At 66.8% G+C, this 18,518-nt stretch carries 11 protein-coding genes; 10 read left to right on the plus strand and 1 reads right to left on the minus strand.

Features of this window, described 5'->3' with window-relative positions; genetic code table 11:
• Positions 1–217: 217 nt before the first annotated feature.
• Complete coding sequence (locus ACB033_RS19470) at positions 218–4,507, plus strand: amino acid adenylation domain-containing protein (RefSeq protein ID WP_371140697.1); 4,290 nt, start codon at positions 218–220, stop codon at positions 4,505–4,507.
• A gap of 66 nt (positions 4,508–4,573) precedes the next feature.
• On the plus strand, positions 4,574–5,878 hold the full coding sequence (gene basC / locus ACB033_RS19475; RefSeq protein WP_371140708.1) for a putative histamine N-monooxygenase: 1,305 nt from the start codon (positions 4,574–4,576) through the stop codon (positions 5,876–5,878).
• 36 nt (positions 5,879–5,914) lie between these two features.
• Here basC and ACB033_RS19480 read toward each other — a convergent pair whose 3' ends face one another.
• On the minus strand, positions 5,915–8,065 hold the full coding sequence (locus ACB033_RS19480) for a condensation domain-containing protein (protein WP_371140698.1): 2,151 nt from the start codon (positions 8,063–8,065) through the stop codon (positions 5,915–5,917).
• 204 nt (positions 8,066–8,269) lie between these two features.
• Between ACB033_RS19480 and ACB033_RS19485 the strand changes: the two genes are divergently transcribed.
• The 8 genes from ACB033_RS19485 (at position 8,270) to ACB033_RS19520 (ending at position 18,359) form a co-directional block, all read left to right on the plus strand.
• The gene (locus ACB033_RS19485; RefSeq protein WP_019840901.1) at positions 8,270–8,782 is read left to right on the plus strand and encodes a sigma-70 family RNA polymerase sigma factor; all 513 of its coding nucleotides are present in this window, start codon (positions 8,270–8,272) and stop codon (positions 8,780–8,782) included.
• Positions 8,783–8,896: 114 nt separating this feature from the next.
• Positions 8,897–10,702, plus strand: a complete 1,806-nt coding sequence (locus ACB033_RS19490; protein ID WP_371140699.1) for an ABC transporter ATP-binding protein — start codon at positions 8,897–8,899, stop codon at positions 10,700–10,702.
• On the plus strand, positions 10,696–12,435 hold the full coding sequence (locus tag ACB033_RS19495) for an ABC transporter ATP-binding protein (protein WP_371140700.1): 1,740 nt from the start codon (positions 10,696–10,698) through the stop codon (positions 12,433–12,435). The genes ACB033_RS19490 and ACB033_RS19495 overlap by 7 nt, the downstream gene beginning before the upstream one ends.
• Positions 12,432–13,370 (plus strand): ABC transporter permease, encoded by a 939-nt coding sequence (locus tag ACB033_RS19500; protein ID WP_371140701.1) that lies wholly within the window; start codon positions 12,432–12,434, stop codon positions 13,368–13,370. The genes ACB033_RS19495 and ACB033_RS19500 overlap by 4 nt, the downstream gene beginning before the upstream one ends.
• Positions 13,371–13,381: 11 nt before the next feature.
• Entirely contained in the window at positions 13,382–14,317 is a 936-nt protein-coding gene (locus tag ACB033_RS19505) for an iron chelate uptake ABC transporter family permease subunit (protein ID WP_371140702.1), read from the plus strand.
• Positions 14,314–15,096, plus strand: a complete 783-nt coding sequence (locus ACB033_RS19510) for an ABC transporter ATP-binding protein (protein ID WP_042005552.1) — start codon at positions 14,314–14,316, stop codon at positions 15,094–15,096. The genes ACB033_RS19505 and ACB033_RS19510 overlap by 4 nt, the downstream gene beginning before the upstream one ends.
• Positions 15,093–16,049 (plus strand): siderophore ABC transporter substrate-binding protein, encoded by a 957-nt coding sequence (locus ACB033_RS19515; protein WP_043170520.1) that lies wholly within the window; start codon positions 15,093–15,095, stop codon positions 16,047–16,049. Before ACB033_RS19510 ends, ACB033_RS19515 begins: the two co-directional genes overlap by 4 nt.
• Before the next feature lie 129 nt (positions 16,050–16,178).
• Complete coding sequence (locus ACB033_RS19520) at positions 16,179–18,359, plus strand: TonB-dependent receptor (protein WP_371140703.1); 2,181 nt, start codon at positions 16,179–16,181, stop codon at positions 18,357–18,359.
• The last annotated feature ends 159 nt before the right edge of the window (positions 18,360–18,518 follow it).

Here is an 18,518-nt window from a genome sequence, read left to right on the forward strand (position 1 = left end):
AAACTGGATCGACGGCTGCCAAAAAAGAGGCCCAGTCATACCGGCCTGAAATACCGTCCAGAGTCATCTCTGGCCACGACTGATGCCAATTTAATTAAACGACTTATCGATATAACCATATGGGTTGACGGATTAAATTAACCTTGAAATGAAAATCATTCTCACCTTTAAATATATAAACAACGAAACACGACAAGTTGTCAACGCCATGAATGAGATGAAAGAACTGACCGCGATGCAGGCGGCTTGCTGGATGGGACGCAGCGCACATGCCCATCTGGGGGGCGTCAGTGCCCACCTCTACGCCGAGTTTGACGGCCCGGCCCTCGATCTGGCGTGCCTGCACGGGGCGCTGGAACGTCTCTATCAGGCGCACCCCATGCTGCGCCTCACCGTCACACGGGAGGGAACCCAAACGCTGGGGGATCCTGCCCCGGCCGTGCTGGAGATAGATGATTTCCGCTCCCTGAGCGGCCAGCCACTGGCCGATGCCCTGGCCCGCAAGCGGCAGGAGTGGACCCACCAGCAGCTCGATCTGAGCCGGGGTCAGGCGGCCCGCTTCTCCGTCACCCGGCTGGCAAACCAGCGCCAGCGGCTGCACATCGACACCGACATGATGGCCGTCGATCCCTCCAGCGTGCGGATCCTGCTCGCCGACCTGGCCCGGTGGTACGAAGAACCGGCGTGGACGCCGCCACCGGCCCCTTCGTTTTTTGCCTGGCACGAAGCGGTGCAGACAAGCCTGCGCGCGCGCCGGGAACAGGATCGGCAGTGGTGGCGACAACAGCTGCCAACGTTGGCACCGGCGCCCACCCTGCCGACCGTTCCGCAGCAGACGCCCCCCGCCAGCGAGCGTCTCAGCGCCACCCTGGATGCCGCCACCTGCCAGGCCCTCACCACCCTGGCACGGCAGCGGCGCCTGACCCTCTCCAGCCTGATGCTGGGCCTCTTCGCCCACGCCCTGGCCAAGGCCACCGGCGACAGGCGTTTTCGCCTCAATGTCCCCTTCTTCTGGCGCGAGCCCATGCTTGGCAACGAGCAGCGGATCGTCGGCGAGTTCGCCAACCTCACCCTGGTGGACGTGGACCTTGACCAGGCAGGCACGCTGGATGCGCTATGCCGGCAACTGGCGGCCCAGTGGCACCAGCGCCTCGGTCACGGCGCCTATTCCGGCGTGGCGGTGATGCGCGATCTCTCCCGCCACCACGGCTCGGCCCAGCTGGCCCCCATCGTCTTCACCGCCGCCCTGGATCTGGAAGGGGGCTCGCTGTTTGACGAACGGGTGCACAGGGTCTTCGGCGCCATGAACTGGGTCATCTCCCAGGGCCCCCAGGTGGCGCTGGATGCCCAGCTGGTGCGCCTGCGCGGCGAACTGCTCATCAACTGGGACGTTCGCCTCGATGCCCTGCCGCGCCCCTGGATCACCGCCCTCTTCGACGATCTGGTGGCACAGTTGCGCCAGCTGGCGCGGGATCCCGCCCTGCTCGACGCCCAGTTGCGCCGCCGCCGCGAGGCCCCCCTGACGCCGCTGCAGCAGGCCTACCTGCTCGGGCGCACCACCCAGTTTCCGCTCGGGGGCGTGGCCATGCAGGAGTACCGGGAGTACCGCGGCAAGATGGAGCCGGCGCTGCTGCGCGCCCGCCTGCGGGAGATGGTGCAGCGCCACGATGCGCTGCGTACCCGCATCGATGCCGACCGCCTGGTACAGGTCGTCGATGACGAGGCGCACCTCAATCTGCACGAACAGGACCTGCGTCAGCTGACCGAAGAGGAGGTGGCTCCCAGGCTCGCTCACCACCGGGAGGCATACAGCCATGCCCTGTTCGACCTGACGCAGTCCCCCTGGGATCTGACCCTGCTGCACCTGCCGGGAGACGAGCTGGTCGTCTTCGTGCGCATCGATGCCCTGATCCTGGATGGGCACGCCATCGCCACCCTGATGCGCGAGCTGTTCGAAGGGATTGTGGCCCCCGCGCTGCCCTCCCCGCCCGCTCACGAGCCCACGGCGGCGCAGCGGGAGCAAGCCGGGGACTACTGGCGACGCAAGCTGGCCAGGCTCGAGGGGCCACCGCGCCTGCCCTGGACCCAGCCGCTCGAAGGTCTGCGCAGTGCCCGCTACGCACGCCAGCGGCAACGCATACCTGCCGGGCAGGCGGCCGCGCTCTACAAGCTGGGTGCCCGCCAACACCTGTTCAAGAACACCACCCTGATGGCCGTCATCCTGGAGGTGCTCTCCCGCTGGCGCGACGAGGGGGATCTCTGCGTGGCCGTGCCGGTGGCCCCGCCACCCGGCGGGCCGCTGACCAACCGTTCCAGCTTTATCGCCCTCACCTGGCTGCCCGCGGAGGGCACCCTGCTGGAGCGGGCCCACATCCTGCAGCAGGACGTCATGGAGGGGCTGGATCGGCTCGCGTTCTCCGGGGTCGATATCGCCCGCCAGCTGGTGGAGACCCATGGCGGCGGGCCCGCCCTGCCCGTGGTCATCACCAACGGGCTGGCCTGGCCGGTGGCCGCGCCAGAGAGTCCCATGCAGTGGCAAGGGGGCCTGACCCAGACACCCCAGGTCGCCATGGACATCCGCATCAGCCAGCAGGCCGACGGCACCCTGGTGCTCGACATCGACTACGCCATCGAGGCTCTGGAGGCCGGGCTGGTGAGCGATCTGCTCGCTGCCATGGCGCGTGCCGTGGCCCGGCTGGCGGAGGGAAAGGCATTTCACCTCCCTGACCTGGTCACCCCCACCCATGCCCGTCACAACAGCCTGCCGGACGCCGCCTGCCACACCGACTTCCTGCAGCGCATCGCCGATCGCCTGTTCCATCCGCAGCACGAGGCTGTGGCCCTGATCCAGGGGGAGCGACAACTCAGCTACCTGGAGCTCGGCCACGGCGTAGGGCACGTGATGCATGCCCTGAGCGAGGCCGGCATCAAGGCCGGGCAGGTCGTCGCCATCTGCCTACCGCGCAGCCCAGAACACACCATGGTGACCCTGGCCTGCGCCCTCAGCGGCATCATCTGGGTGCCCGTCGATGCCGCCTCGCCAGCCGATCGCCGCCGCTATCTGCTCGACAACTGCTGCCCCGACCTGGTGGTGGCAGAGCCAGGCACAGAGACGGGCCACCCCACGCTGACCCCGGCCACCCTGCTGGCCGGCTCCGACGCCCCTCCCGGCACGCCCTGGGCGGGGCTCAGTGCCCACACCACGCCGGCCTACTACCTCTATACCTCAGGTACCACGGGGCGCCCCAAGTGCGTGGTGCTGAGCAACCAGGCCACCGCCAACGTGATCGGCAGCACCCTGCAGCGCTGGGGCATCACAGAACAGGACAGGTTTCTCTCCGTCACCCCGCAGCACCACGACATGTCGGTCTTCGACGTGTTTGGCTGCCTGACCGCCGGCGCCACCCTGGTGCTGCCGGAGCCCGGCGCCGACAAGGACGCGGTGCACTGGGGCCGGCTCATCGCGCACCACGGCGTCACCCTCTGGTGTTCGGTGCCGGCCATGCTGGAGATGCTGCTCGCCTGCCACCCGGTCGACACGCTGCAGAGTCTGCGGCTCATCGCCCAGGGGGGGGATTACATCAAGCCGGGCATCATAGAGCGCCTGCGCACCGGCCTGCCTGCCGCCCGCCTCTTCTCCCTCGGCGGGCCGACCGAAACCACCATCTGGAGCATCTGGCACGAGATAAGCGCCAACGATCGGCAGCGCATACCCTACGGCACACCGCTGCCGGGCAATGCCTACTGGCTGCTGGACGAGCGCGGTGAGCACTGCCCGCTCGGAGTGGCGGGCCGTATCCATACCAGCGGCGTCAACCTGGCCCTCGGCTACCTCGAACAGGGGCAGCTCGTCCAGACCGACTTCGTCACCCTCACCGATGACAGGGGCCAACCGGTGCGTGCGTTTCGCACCGGCGATCGGGGCCGCTACCGCCGCGACGGCACCCTGCTGTTCGACAGCCGGGTCAACGGCTACATCAAGGTGCGCGGGGTGCGTGTCTCGCTGCCCGACGTCGAGAGCGCCCTCATCACCCATCCGGCCCTCGCCCAGGTGCTGGTAGTGGAGTACGGCGATGAGCGACAGGGGGAGCTTGGGATCGGGCTGCTCTACGTCTGCGCCACCGGCCACCGGCTGGACCCGGCCGCCCTGCGCGAGTTTGCCCGCGCGCAGTTGCCGGCCTCCCATGTGCCGACCCGCGCCCTGGCCGTCGCGCAGTTGCCCCTCACCGCCAACGGCAAGCCGGACAAGCCCGCCGCACGCCACCTGCTGGTGCAACCCGCCCCCCGTCACGGGGTACTCGACATCTATCTGGAGGTGCTGGGCGCGGCACCGGGCAGTGCCGACAGCCGGCAGCCCTTTACCGCACTGGGGTTGCGGCCCCAGCACCTGAAGACCATTTCGGCCCGGCTGCGCGAACGCTTCGCCGTGGAGCTGTCACCGGGCCAGCTGCTGGCCTGCCGCACGGCGGCCGACGTCGAGGGACTGCTGGCCAGCGTGCACGCCTGACCCTGCGCCCCGGCATGGCCGGGGCGCATCACCTTTCCTTTGGGAGTGTTTATGGAGACCACACACGTGGATATCGCCGGGGTCGGCATCGGCCCCTTCAACCTGGGGCTGGCGGCCCTGCTGGACCGGCATCCCGAGCTGAGCGGGGTATTTCTGGATCGCAAACCGGCCTTCAGCTGGCACCAGGGGCTCCTGCTGCCGGGCACCACGCTACAGGTGCCCTTCCTGGCCGATCTGGTCACCCTGGCCGATCCGACCCATCCGCTGAGCTACCTCAACTACCTGCACCGGCACGACCGGCTCTACCCCTTCTACTACTACGACCACTTCCAGATCCCGCGCCGCGAGTATGACCACTACTGCCGCTGGGCCGCCGATCAGCTCCCCAGCTGCCGTTTCGGCGAAGAGGTGGTGGCGGTGCATTACGATGCGGGCAAGGAGCGCTTCTGCCTCGAGAGCCGCGACGCCGACGGCCGGCCCCGCCACTACCAGAGCCGTGATCTGGCCATCGGCATCGGTACCCGCCCGGCCCTGCCAGCCTGGGCGCAGGGGATCGATCATCCCAATCTGCTGCACTCCGCCGACTTCCTGCACGCCAGGGAGCGCCTGACCGCCTGCCGCCGGGTGACCGTGGTCGGCTCGGGGCAGAGTGCGGCCGAGTGCGTGCTGGCCCTATTCCAGACGCTCACGCCGGAGCAGGTGGCCGCCGGGGCGGCCATCCAGTGGATCACCCGGGCCCCCGGCTTCCACCCCATGGAGTACTCCAAGCTGGGGCAGGAGTGCTTCACCCCCGGCTACATGGACTATTTCCAGCGCATCCCGCGGGAGAAACGGCGCGCCATCGTGGCCGGACAGGGGATGCTCTACAAGGGGATCAGCTTCGCGACCATAGGCGCCCTGTTCGACCTGATCTACGAGCGATCCATCGGCGGCCAGACACCCGGGCTGACCCTCTTCTCCAGCTGCAATCTGGAGGCGGCCGAAGTCCTGAGCGACGGCGCCCTGCGTCTGACCTGCCACCACACCCAGCTCGATCAGCGTTGTACCCTCGAGGCCGATGCCGTGGTGGCCGCCACCGGCTATGCCCACGCCTGGCCCGCCTGGTTCGAACAATTGAAGGGCGAGGTGCTGGCCGTGGACGAACAGGGGGACTGCATAGTGCAGGAGGACTTCACCGCCCGCCGCGCCGATCGGGGCACGGGCCGGGTCTTCATCCACAATGCCGACATCTTCCAGCAGGGGGTAGGCTCGCCGGATCTGGGGCTCGGGCCCAACCGCAATGCCCGCATCCTCAACCAGCTGCTGGGCCGCGCCCATTACCACCTGCCCACCCGCACCACCTTCCAGCACTACGGTCTGCCGACCGACTGAGCCAAACAGTGAGCCCCCTTGCGGGGGCTCACGCCATCACACCTGTGGGGCCAGGGCTGCGAGCGGGCTGGCGGTACCCTCCCGCACCAGCTGTTCGAGCAACCGGTCAAGCAGGGCACAGAGAGTCTGTATCTGGGCCGGGCTGTAGCGTCCGTCCCGGTAAGTAATGACCAGCCGCAGCCGCCGCTCATCGTCCAGCACATCCTCCATGATCTCGAACTGCAGGCCGAACATGGTTTCGGTCTTGTCCGCATCGATCTGGCGGTAGCGCAGCCCCTCGCCCGCCGGGGTCGGCAGACGGCCGTTGAGGGCGTTGCTGGCGTGGATCTGGATGTAGACGTCGAACAGCAAGCCGTCGGCAGGCGTCATGCCCAATCCCTGCTGGATCTGTTCGAGCGGCACATCCGCATAGCAGAGTGAGTCGTTGATGGTGCGGGTCACCTGGCGCAGCAGATCGCCAAACCGGGTGGTCGCGGCAAACGACACCCGATGCGCCACCATGGTAGTGAAATAGCCCACCGAGTCGAAGAAGGCGGGATCGGTGCGCCCCGAGGTCGAGGTACCGATCAGGATCTCCTCAGCCTGACCCAGCTGGTGCAAGGAGAGGGCGATGGCCGTGTACATCAGGGTAAAGAGGGAGGCATCGTGGGCGCGGGCCAGCTCATAGAGCCGGGCCAGCGTGCCCTCGGCCGGCTGCCACTCGTGCCAGCGGGCGGCCCAGGTTTCCCCCTGCAGGGGCATCACCGGCAAGGGAGGACGGCGGGAAGCCGGCACGGCGCCGTGCAGCAGACGGGTCCAATAGGCCAGGTGCGTCTCGTTGATCCCATCCGCCGCCTGCCGGCGGGCAAAATCGTGAAACGCCGGCGCCGGTGCATCCCAGCGGGGGGCAATTCCGGCGGCGCGAGCCAGGTAAGCCTGGGCCAGCTCCCCCATCATCAGGTTGATGGACCACTCGTCCACCACCATGTGATGCACCAGCAAGGAGAGCTGCTGGCGCCCCGTGGCCGGATCGCGCAGGAAACGGATCCGCAGCGGCAGCTCCCGGGTCAGGTCGAAGCGATGGGCCGCTGCGTCGGCCAGGGTCATCCCCTGCGACTCGGCACTGCCCCAGAACCAGCGATAGCCGGCCAGCTGATCGACCGGGAGAATACGTTGTCGCACTTCGCCATCCTGCGTCATGAACAGGGTCCGCAAACTGGCGTGGCGCTCGATAATATCGGCAAAGGCGCGAGCAAACAGGGGCTCGTCCACCTCGTCAATAAAGTCGAGGGCAAACGGAAGATTAAAAATGGTGCCAAAGTCGTGGGCTTCATAAGCCCGCCACAGAGAGGCCTGCGCCAGGGCGAGCGGAGCCGGTGCCCTGTTATTTGCCGCGACGGCGTTTGGCAATGAAGCCTGCTCTGATATCACGGCCTTGCGTGCCAGGGCAGCCGCCGTCGGCGATTCGAAAAAGTCGTTGAAGCGGCACTCGATACCGTGCTCGCTCAGTAATTTCCCAATAATTCTGGTCGCCAGCAGGGAGTGACCACCATTATCAAAAAAGTCATCATCCGGTTCCATATCGGGCGATGACAAGGCACGGCGAAATTCCTCAAGAATAATCCGTGAAATATTCTTGCCGACATCATGAGCAGGGGCACAAGAGGCTGGTTCTGCAATGTGTACCGGGGATGATAGCAGCAGCGGCGTTTGCCCGGCCTGGCCGGTAGCCAGCCGATCGTAATGCTGCTTCAGCGCCGCCATCAGGGTCTGTGGCGAACCCTGTTCCGCAAGCACAGGATGCAGCACCAGCGCCAGTGTCACACTACGTTCTGCGTTGATAATCAATGCCTTGAAAGGCGGTTGGCGGGCACTGTCCCAGGAGGCCTGCTGCACTCGCCGTACCAGCTCATCCACCTCGTCAGCCGCCAGACGATGAAATTCCAGACAGGGATACCAGCCATTTATCTGATATTTAAATAGATCACCGTCGGCACTGAAAAAATAACGGGCATTGAGTTCCGGCTGCTCCTTTATTAATAACTCAACACTCAATATCAATAGCGAAATATCAATATCGTCAGGGAGCGGCCAACACATCGCCTGTTTAATTATCTGCTCGGGCTGCTGTTGTTGTAACAACCAGCAGCTCTCTTCATGGGCACTGACAGGCAGCTCAAGCAGCCCCTCATTATGGAATTGCAGCAAAAGCCATCTCCTTCTCTGTGGAAATATAACCCTGTGAATTACATCTGTTTTATTTGAAATAACCACGGACGCATGCCCCTCCCCCCTAATTGGCGGGAAAGGCATTGCGATATATCGATGAACACGATACCGTGCAAATGATTACCATAATGATTTTCATTCTCAAATAAAAATAACACGAGGTTCAGGAGAGAAATCGTGGAAATGGGCACAGGCTCCTTCCAGGCGCAGTTGCATCGTCTGTATCAGGAACATCACGGATGGCTCTGCTCGCTGCTAAGACGCAGGTTGGGCAACAGCTGCGACGCCGCGGATCTGGCGCACGACATCTACCTTCAGCTGCTGCGCAAGGGACACATCCCCACGGCGGCCGAGTGCCGTCGCCATCTGATGCAGATCGCCAAGGGCAAGGTGATCGATCTCTATCGCCGGCGTGCGCTGGAGGCCCGCTACCTCGAACAGCAGAGCTACCAGCCCGACGCTCAGGCCCCCTCGGAAGAGCTGCGCGCCATGCAGCGCGAGGCGCTGGGAGCCGTCGCATCAGCCCTGCAACGCCAGTCCCCCAAGATCCGCCAGGCCCTGTTGCTCTCCCGCCTCGGCGGCCTCGGTTATCAGGACATCGCCAGCCAGCTGCAGGTGTCCGTTTCATCGGTCGAGAAATATATCGCCCAGGGCGTGCAAAGCTGCCATCGCAGCCGGCCCGGCGGCGGCATCTGACCCGGATGGGGGAAATGAAAAGATTCATTTGAGGTTTTTTGTCCCCCGTACGGAAAACCACAGAGATCCGGTCGCTCGTCGCGGCCACCATCACTTCACCGTGGAGAAATAGCCATGAAGGCAGACGATGTGCAGTGCCCCGAGGCCAATGCTGGCGGGCCCATCAGCCGCGTGCTGGCCCCCATTCGCGGCCACCTGATCGCCGCCGCCCTGCTGGCGGCCATCGGCGCCATGCTGACCCTGGTCCCGCTGGCCGGGATCGCCCACCTGGCGGGCTTGATGCTGGCCGATGCCGCCGTGCCAGGCGACGCGATCACCACAGTGCTCGGGGTCAGCCTGGCCAGCCTGTTCGCCGGCATGATCCTGCTCAGCGCCGGCGATCTGGTGGCCCACCTGGCCGACAACCGCATCACCGGCCAGCTGCGCCTGGCCCTGACCAGGCGGCTGGCCCGGGTGCCCCTCGGCTGGTTCACCGCCCGCGCCTCGGGGGAGGTCAAACAGGCGATGCAGGACGACATCGGCACCCTGCACAGCCTGACGGCCCACTTCTACACCACCCTGGGCCGCTGCAGCGGCGCTGTACTCATCTCCCTGCTCTACCTCTTCGCCATGGACTGGCGGATGGCCCTCATCGCCCTCTCCCCCTTCCCGCTCTTCTTTCTGTTTTCCGCCCGCGCCCACCGCGCCAGTGCCGCCAACATGCAGCAGTTCGGCGCCGGCATGGCCCGCATCAACAACGCCGTGGTGGAGTTCGTGAGCGGCATCCCCGTGGTCAAGGCCTTCGGCGTGCAGGGCCGGCTGCACACCAGCTACCGCAACGCCATCGATGACTTTGCCCGCGCCTTCACCGACTTCACCCGTCCGCTGGTCGCGGCCATGGCCAACGCCAACGCCATCATGGCCCCCGCCTCGGTCCTCGGGGTGGTGCTGGCCGGCGCCGTGGTGATGGTGCGAGCGGGTGCCATGACACCGGCCGAGGTGCTGCCCTTTGTGCTGATCGCACCGGGGCTGTGCGCCCCCCTGATGCTGCTGAGCTACCTCAAGCACGATCTCGGCAGCGCCACCGCGGCCGCCGAACGGCTCCACGGCCTGCTCGCCACCCCGGTATTGACGGAGCCCGCCGCCGACACCGGTTTGCAGCCGGCCGACAACACCCTGCGCCTCGAGCGGGTGAGCTACCGCTACGACGACCAGGCCCCGGTGCTCAGCGAGCTGACCGTCACCCTGACCCCGGGCACGGTCACCGCCATCGTCGGCGCCTCCGGGGCCGGCAAATCGACCCTGGCCAGGCTGCTGCTGCGCTTCTTCGACCCGAGCGAGGGGCGCATCACCCTGGGCGGGGTGGACCTGCGCGATCTCGAGAGCCGCGAGCTCTATCGCCACATCGGCTTCGTGCTGCAAGAGGTGCGCCTGGTGCACGCCAGCCTGCACGACAACATCGCCCTTGGCCGCCCCGGCGCCAGCCGCCAGGAGGTCGAGGCCGCCGCGCGCCGTGCCAACATCCACGACCGCATTCTGGCCCTGCCGCGGGGCTACGACGCCGTGGTCGGTGAGGACGCTAACCTCTCTGGCGGCGAGCTGCAACGGGTCAGCATCGCCCGTGCCCTGCTGCTCGACCCGCCGGTGCTGGTGCTCGACGAGGCCACTGCCGCCGCCGACGCCGACAACGAGGTGAAGCTGCAGCAGGCGCTCTCCACCTTCGCCTGCGGCCGCACCCTGGTCGTCATCGCCCACCGGCTCGACACCGTGATGCACGCCGACCGGATCCTGGTGCTCGACAACGGCGTCCTGTGCGAACAGGGGCGCCACCACGAACTGCTGGCCCGCCGCGGCCGCTATGCCCGCCTGTGGGAACAGGGGGGATACGACACTCCCACCCAGACCCACACCCCTCATCAGGAGGCCGTCCCCACATGCTGAACACCTTCCTGCGCCTGCTCGGCGACGATGCCGTCCTGCTGCGCCGCTACGGCCTGCTGGCCCTGCTCTACGGCCTGCTCTGCGGCCTGACCCTGGTCTGCCTCATCCCGGTGCTCACGCATCTGCTGCGCGCCGAGACCGACGCCGCCACCGGCTGGCTGCTGGTGCAGCTGATCGGCGTGCTGCTCTGCTGGAACCTGCGCCGCCGGGTGGAAAAGGCTGGCATCGCCGTGGGGATCGCGGTGCTGCGCACCGGCCGCCACGCCCTGGGCGAGCACGTGGGCAGCCTGCCCATCGGCTGGTTCACCCCGGCCAACACAGCCCGCCTCAACCACCTGGCCTCGCAAGGCATGATGGAACTGGCCCAGCTGCCGGCCCACGTCTTCACCCCCCTGCTCGGCGGGGTGATCACCCCGCTGGTGGTGCTGGTGGCCCTGTTTGCCCTCGATGTGCAGCTCGGCCTCATCGCCCTGATCGCCCTGCCGCTGCTGGTGGCGGTCTTCCTGCTCACCACCCGCCTCAACCAGCACGCCGACCAGACCTTCCACCAGCATGCCGCCGATACCAGCCAGCGCATGGTGGAGTTTGCCCAGGCTCAGTCGGTGCTGCGCGCCTTCAACGGCGAGCAGGGGGGCACCCGCTTCCTCGAGCAGGCCATTGCCCAGCAACAAGCCTCCGGCAGGCAGCTGATCCGGCTCACCGCCCTGGCCTCCGGGCTCAACGTCTGGGCAGTGCAGGCCTGCTTTGCCACCCTGTTGCTGGTGGCCGCCCAGCACCTGGGCGGTGCCGACAGGGAGAGCCTGATCGCCGCCCTGGTGACCCTGGTGCTCATCAACCGCTTCATCGATCCCCTGCTCGACGTGGCCGGCTACAGCGACGTGCTGCGCGGCGCCCGTGCCCAGCTGGCGGCCCTGCAGACCATGTTCGACTACCCGGCCCAGCCGCAGCCGGCCACTCCTGCTACCCCGCTGGATGGCTCAGTGGAACTGCGCGGGGTGCACTTTGGCCATGACCCGGCCCACCCGCAGGTGCTCAAGGGGGTGGATCTGGCGGTGGCGCCCGGCAGCATGACGGCGCTGGTCGGCGCCTCGGGCTCGGGCAAGAGCACAGTACTGCGGCTCATCGCCCGCTTCTTCGACGTCGACGAGGGGGCCGTGCTGGTGGGAGGGGTGGACGTGCGCGCCATGAGCGGTGAGACCCTGGCCAGTCACATCAGCCAGATCTTCCAGGATGCCTATCTGTTCCAGGGCACCATTGCCGACAACATCCGCATCGGCAAGCCAGAGGCCAGCGATGCCGAGCTGCTGCACGCCGCCCATCAGGCCGGGGTGAGCGAGATAGTCGAGCGCCTGCCGCTCGGGCTCGACACCCAGGTTGGCGAGGGTGGTGCGCGCCTCTCGGGGGGCGAGCGCCAGCGGATCGCCATCGCCCGCGCCCTGCTCAAGGACGCCCCCATCCTGCTGGTGGATGAGGCCACCGCCGCGCTGGATGCGGAAAACCAGGCCGCCATAACAGAGACGCTGGCCCGGCTGCGGGGCAAACGCACCCTGATCGTCATCGCCCACCAGCTCTCGACCGTGGCCATGGCCGATCAGATAGTGGTGCTCGACGATGGCATGGTGTGCGAGCAGGGCCCCCACGCCGTGCTCAGTCGCCAGCCGGGACGCTACGCCCACTTCCTGGCGCAGCGCGCCAGCGCCAAGGAGTGGCGCCTGACCGGAGAGGACGCGTGAGGGCGCTCCTGCTGCCGGCGACCCTGCTGGTGCTGGCCGCATGCTCCCTGCTGATCGGGGCGCGCCCCCTCCCGCTGGCGGAGCTCTTCGCCGGGGATGGCCTGCTCACCCTCACCGCCAGTCGCCTGCCGCGGCTGGCGGCGGTGCTGTTGACCGGCGCCGGGCTGGCGGTGGCCGGCGTCATCCTGCAGCAGATAGTGCAGAACCGCTTTGTCGAGCCCGCCACCTCCGGCGGGCTCGACGCCGCCAAGCTCGGCATCCTGATCGCCCTGACCCAGCTGCCCGCCGCCGGCACCACCGGCCGCATGCTGGTGGCGCTCGCCTTCTGCTTTGCCGCCAGCCTGCTGTTCATCGTCATCGTGCGCCGTATCCGCTTCAAGAATACCGTGCTGACCCCGGTGATCGGGCTCATGTATGGCAGCGTGCTGAGCGCCCTCGCCGAGTTCTACGCCTACCAGCACAACATCTTGCAGAGCATCCAGGGCTGGATGCTGGGGGATTTTTCCAAGGTGGTCGAGGGCAACTACGAGATCATCTACCTCATCCTGCCCATCACCCTGCTGACCTATCTCTACGCCCACCGCTTCACCGTGCTCGGCATGGGGGAGGAGGCCGCCGCCAGCCTGGGGCTCGGGTACTCGGCCACCGCCACCCTCGGCCTGTTGCTGGTGGCGGTCACCGTGGCTGCCACCGTCATCACGGTCGGCGCCATCCCCTTCGTCGGGCTGGTGATCCCCAATCTGGTGGTGCTGCGCCACGGCCAGCACCTGAGAAAGACCCTGCCGCTGGTGGCCCTCTACGGAGCCCTGCTGCTGCTGGCGTGCGACCTGCTGAGCCGGCTGCTGATCCACCCCTTCGAGGTGCCCATCGGGCTCACCGCCGGCAGCCTCGGCGGCGTGCTGTTCCTGCTGCTGATCCTCTGGCAGCGCCGATGAGAGAGACTCTTATGCGTTACGGGATCTGGGGGCTGGTAGCCCTGCTCGCCGCGACCTTCGTGCTGTTCGGATCGGATCTCGATACCGGCTACATCATCCCCCAGCGGCTGCTGCGCCTGGCCGCCATCACAGTCGCCGGCGTCTGCATCGCGGTCTCGGCCATCAGCTTCCAGACCCTGGCGGGCAACCGTATCCTGACCCCCGCCATCATGGGGTACGAGGCGGTCTATCTGCTGCTGCAAGCCCTGCTGGTGCTGCTGCTCGGCAGCCAGAGCCTGCTGCTGCTCGGGCGCGAGGAGAACGGCGTGCTGTCGCTGCTGCTGATGCTGGGGTACTCGGCCATCATCCACCGCTGGCTGTTCCGGCCCGGGCAGACCGATCTGTTCCAGCTGCTGCTGACGGGGCTGGTGTTGACCATGGTGTTTGGCACCCTGACCCAATTTGTCCAGCTCAAGACCAGTCCGGGAGAGTTCGCCATCCTGCAGGGGTTCGGCTATGCCTCGTTCAACCGGGCCCAGCCGCCGGAGCTGCTGATGGGGGGCGGCCTGGTCGCCCTGGTCTGTCTCGTCATCGCCCGCCGCCAGGCCGAGCTCGACGTGCTGGCGCTCGGGCGCGAGCAGGCCAGCTCGCTCGGGGTGGATTACCGGCGGGCGGTACGCCTGCACCTGGCGCTCATCGCCGTGCTGGTGGCCGTCTCCACCAGCCTGGTCGGCCCCACCGCCTTCATGGGGGTGTTCGTGGCCAACATCAGCTATGCCCTGGCGCGCACCTTCCGCCATCGGGTCACCCTGCCGCTCGGCTGCGCCATCGCCATCGCGCTCTTCATCCTGGCCCAGTTCCTGGTGGAGCAGATCTTCAACTACCGCACTACGGTCAGCATCCTCATCAACCTGGTGTGCGGCACCTACTTCCTCGCCCTGATGGTCAAAACCAGAGGATCGCCATGATCTCCCTCGAACAGGTTCACCAGCGCTACGGCGATCGCGCCGTCCTGCGCGACATCACAGTCGACTTCCCGGCCGGCCGGGTCACCTCGCTGATCGGCCCCAACGGCGCCGGCAAGAGCACCCTGCTGATGGCCATGGCCCGTCTGCTGCCCATCAGCCAGGGACGGATACGCCTGGGGGACACCGACCTGCACCGCTTCACCGCCCGTGACTACGCCAAGCGGGTCGCCACCCTGCGCCAGTCGCCGGACGTGGGGCTGCGACTGACGGTCGACGAGCTGGTCGCCTTCGGCCGTTTCCCCTACAGCCAGGGCAACCTGACCCGGGAAGACCGCATCGCGGTCGACGAGGCCATCGAGTTTCTCTCCCTCGCCCCCTTGCGCCGGGCCTACCTCGACGAGCTGAGCGGCGGGCAGCGGCAGCTGGCCTACCTCGCCATGACCGTCGCCCAGCAGACCGACTGCCTGTTGCTCGACGAGCCCCTCAACAACCTCGACATGAAGCACGCGGTGCAGCTGATGCAGGCGATCCGCCGCCTCAGCGACGAGCAGGGGCGCACCCTGATCCTGGTGGTGCACGACATCAACTTCGCCGCCAACTATTCCGACCACATCGTCGCCATGAAGGGGGGCGTGCTTGCGGGCAGCGGCCCGGTCGCCGAGATGGTCACCCCGGCCAACCTGGAGGCGCTCTACGACCTGCGCTTCGACATACTGCCGAGCCAGCGCGGCCTGCTGTGCAACTACTTCAACCCAACCCCGTCTGGAGAATTGTTATGAGGATCAATACGCTCACCGCCGTGCTGCTGGCCGCCATCGCAGGGCTCACCGGCTGCGACGCCCCCAGGGAGCAGGCCGCCACCGGGGCCGACGGCACCGTGGTCACCGTGACCCACCAGCTCGGCACCACCCGGGTCGTCACCCCGCCCAAGCGGGTAGTGGCCTTCGACATGAGCGAACTCGATACCCTGGATCAGCTGCAGGCCCCGGTGGCCGGCATCGCCAAGGATTACGTGGCGCACTTCCTGCAGCGTTACCGGGACGACCCGGCCGTGATGGACGTGGGCACCACCATCCAGCCCAACCTGGAGCGGCTGCACAAGCTCAAGCCGGATCTCATCCTCATCTCCCCCCTGCAGGCCCAAAGCTACGAGGCGCTGAGCCAGATAGCCCCGACCCTGCACTACGACATCGACATGACCAACCGCGACGGCCACATCCTGGAGGCCGCCAAGGCCCACCTGCTCACCCTCGGCACCCTGCTTGGCCAGGAGGCGCTGGCCAAAGAGAAGGTGCAGCAGATGGACGCCAAGATCGCCGAGGTGCAGGCGCTGACGCGGGATCGCCCGGAAAGAGCGCTGATCGTGCTGCACAACAACGGCGCCTTCACCGCCTTTGGCACCCAATCCCGCTACGGCTTCCTGTTCGACACCCTGGGGGTCAAGCCGGCCGGATTGGAGCGGGACACCGGCATGCACGGCCAACCCATCTCCAACGAGTTCATCCAGCAGGCCGATCCGGACATCCTGTTCGTCATCGACCGCACCGCCGTGATGGAGCGACGCACGGCCATCGACGCCAGCACCCTGGACAACCCGCTGCTGCGCCAGACCAAGGCGTGGCGCAACGGCAAGGTACGCTTCGTCGACCCCGAAACCTGGTACCTCTGCACCGCCAGCTTCACCTGCCTGAACCGCATCGCCGACGAGGTGATGGCCGCCTATCGCAGCTGATCCCCCGTGCCCGGCCAACGCCGGGCACCAATACGCAAATGAGAGTTATTTTTATTTGAGGGTTTGAGAGTGTCATCCGGAAAGCATAAGGAGACAAAAACGCACTCCTCACCCTGAAAGGAATCCTGCATGCAGACATTGCACTCATCCTCCCTTGCCGTGCCGCGCCACGGACTCTCCCGCCTGACGCTGGCCATCCTGGCCGGCCTGCAACTGGGCAGCGCCTGGGCCGCCCCGGCTCCCCGTGAAGAAGCCGCCCCCCGTCCCGACGAGGTCGTCGTGGTGGAGGGTCGCAAGGCCTACGCCGGCGGCCAGGTCGCCGCCGACAACCGGGTCGGCCTGCTCGGCAACAAACCCTTCCTGGAGACGCCGTTCAACACGGTGAGCTACACCGAGGAGTACATCGAGGATCGCCAGGCCCAGGACATAGGCGCCGTGGCCGGTGCCACCAACCCCTCGGTCTATGTGCCGAGCAAGCGCAGCCTGTTCGAGACCTTCTACATCCGCGGCTTCAACACCAACGCCAACGACATCACCTTCAACGGCCTCATCGGCATGGCACCGAACATGCGCAGCTCCACCGAGATGGCCTCGCGGGTCGACGTCCTCAAGGGGCCCTCGGTACTGCTCAACGGCATGCCGCCGGATGGCAGCGTGGGCGGCAACATCAACATAGTGCCCAAGCGCGCCGGCAAGACCCCCCTGGCCAAGGTCACCGCCAGCTATGAATCGGACGGCCTCGGCGGCGTGCACCTGGACCTGGGTCGCCGTTTCGGCGACGAGCAGCAGTGGGGGGTACGCTTCAACGGTGTCTATCGGGACGGGGACACCGCGGTCAACGACCAGCAGCACAAGATGGAGCTCACCTCGGTCGGGCTGGACTGGCGTGGCGAACGGGCCCGCGCCTCGGCCGATCTCTACCGTCAGCACGAGCGGGTGGACGGGGTGAACTACTTCGGCATCTTCTCGGTCGCCAGCCAGGTGACCCAGCTGCCTGAACCCAAGCGTGGTGACTACTCCCTGGCGCCAGCCTGGGCCTACACCATCAACGACACCAAGGCTGCCGTGCTGCGTGCCGAGTATGATCTGACCGACAACCTCACCGCCTTCATCGCCTGGGGCCAGCGTGACGGCGGCTACAGCGCCCTCATCACCCGCAACACCCTGCTCAACGACGCCGGCGACATCAATGCCATGGCGGCCCGCTCCGAGCGGGACGGCACCCAGCGCTCCGGCGAGGCGGGCCTGCGCGGCACCTTCGGCACCGGCCCGGTCGATCACGCCTGGTCGCTGGCCGCCACCCGCTACACCTCGGAGCAGACCTTCCGGGACAAGATATTCTTCAACCACGCCATGACCAACTACGACCAGCTGGACTTCGGGCCCGCGCCGGATCTCGCCGGGTACGGTGCCGTCACCTCGCGCAGCGAGGCGACCCTGGCGAGCGTGGCGCTGGTCGATACCCTCTCCTTCCTCGATGGCGACCTGCAGTGGACCCTGGGGGCCCGCCGCCAGACGGTCGAGAGCAGCAACTTCAACGGCAGCGGCGACCAGACTGCCCGCTACGAGGAGAGCCGGGTCTCGCCCGCCACCACTCTGCTGGTCAAACTGCGCGACGATTTCGCCGTCTACACCAACTACATCGAGGGGTTGAGCCAGGGGGGCGCGGCGCCAAACACCGCCAGCAATGCCGGCGAGATCATGAAGCCCTATCAGACCAAGCAGTATGAGGTCGGTGCCAAGCTGGATCTGGGCCACTTCGCCCATACCCTGAGCCTGTTCCAGATCGCCAAGCCGAGCGCCTACACAGACCCCAGCTCCAACGTCTACGGGGTCTACGGGGAGCAGCGCAACCGCGGCATCGAGTGGGATCTGTTCGGCGAGCTCACCCCCGAGCTGCGCCTGCTGGGCGGAGCCTCCTACACCCAGGCTGAGCTGACCAAGGCGCTCAACGAGAGCAACGTCGGCCACCAGGCCACCGGGGTGCCCAAGTGGATGGTCAAGCTCGGCGCCGAGTACGATCTGGCCGCCGTGCCGGGGCTGACCCTGACCGGCAACACCCAGTTCATCGGCGAGCGCTTCGTCACCGATGACAACCGCCTCTCGCTGCCCTCCTACACCACCTTCGACCTGGGGGCCCGCTACACCATGCGGATCGCCGATCACGCGCTGACCGTGCGGGCCGCGGTGCAGAACCTCACCGGCCGCGACTACTGGATCGGCTCCTGGTCCGGCGGCGACGGCAGCGGCCTCTCCGGCGGCCTGGGGGCGCCACGCACCTTCCAGCTCTCCACCTCGCTCACCTTCTAAGCAGCAGAAAAGCCATTGTCAAAATGGCTTTTCTTTTATGTGCCTCGGATGCCGGCCCGGCCGGCTTGCGCCAGATCGGATTTTCACGCCGCACCGACAGCATCTGACTCACTTGTGCGGTATGCTGTCACGCTCACGATCAACCATGACCTCTGTTGA

The organism is Aeromonas sp. S15(2024) (assembly GCF_041402265.1).
Taxonomy (GTDB): Bacteria; Pseudomonadota; Gammaproteobacteria; order Enterobacterales; family Aeromonadaceae; genus Aeromonas; species Aeromonas dhakensis.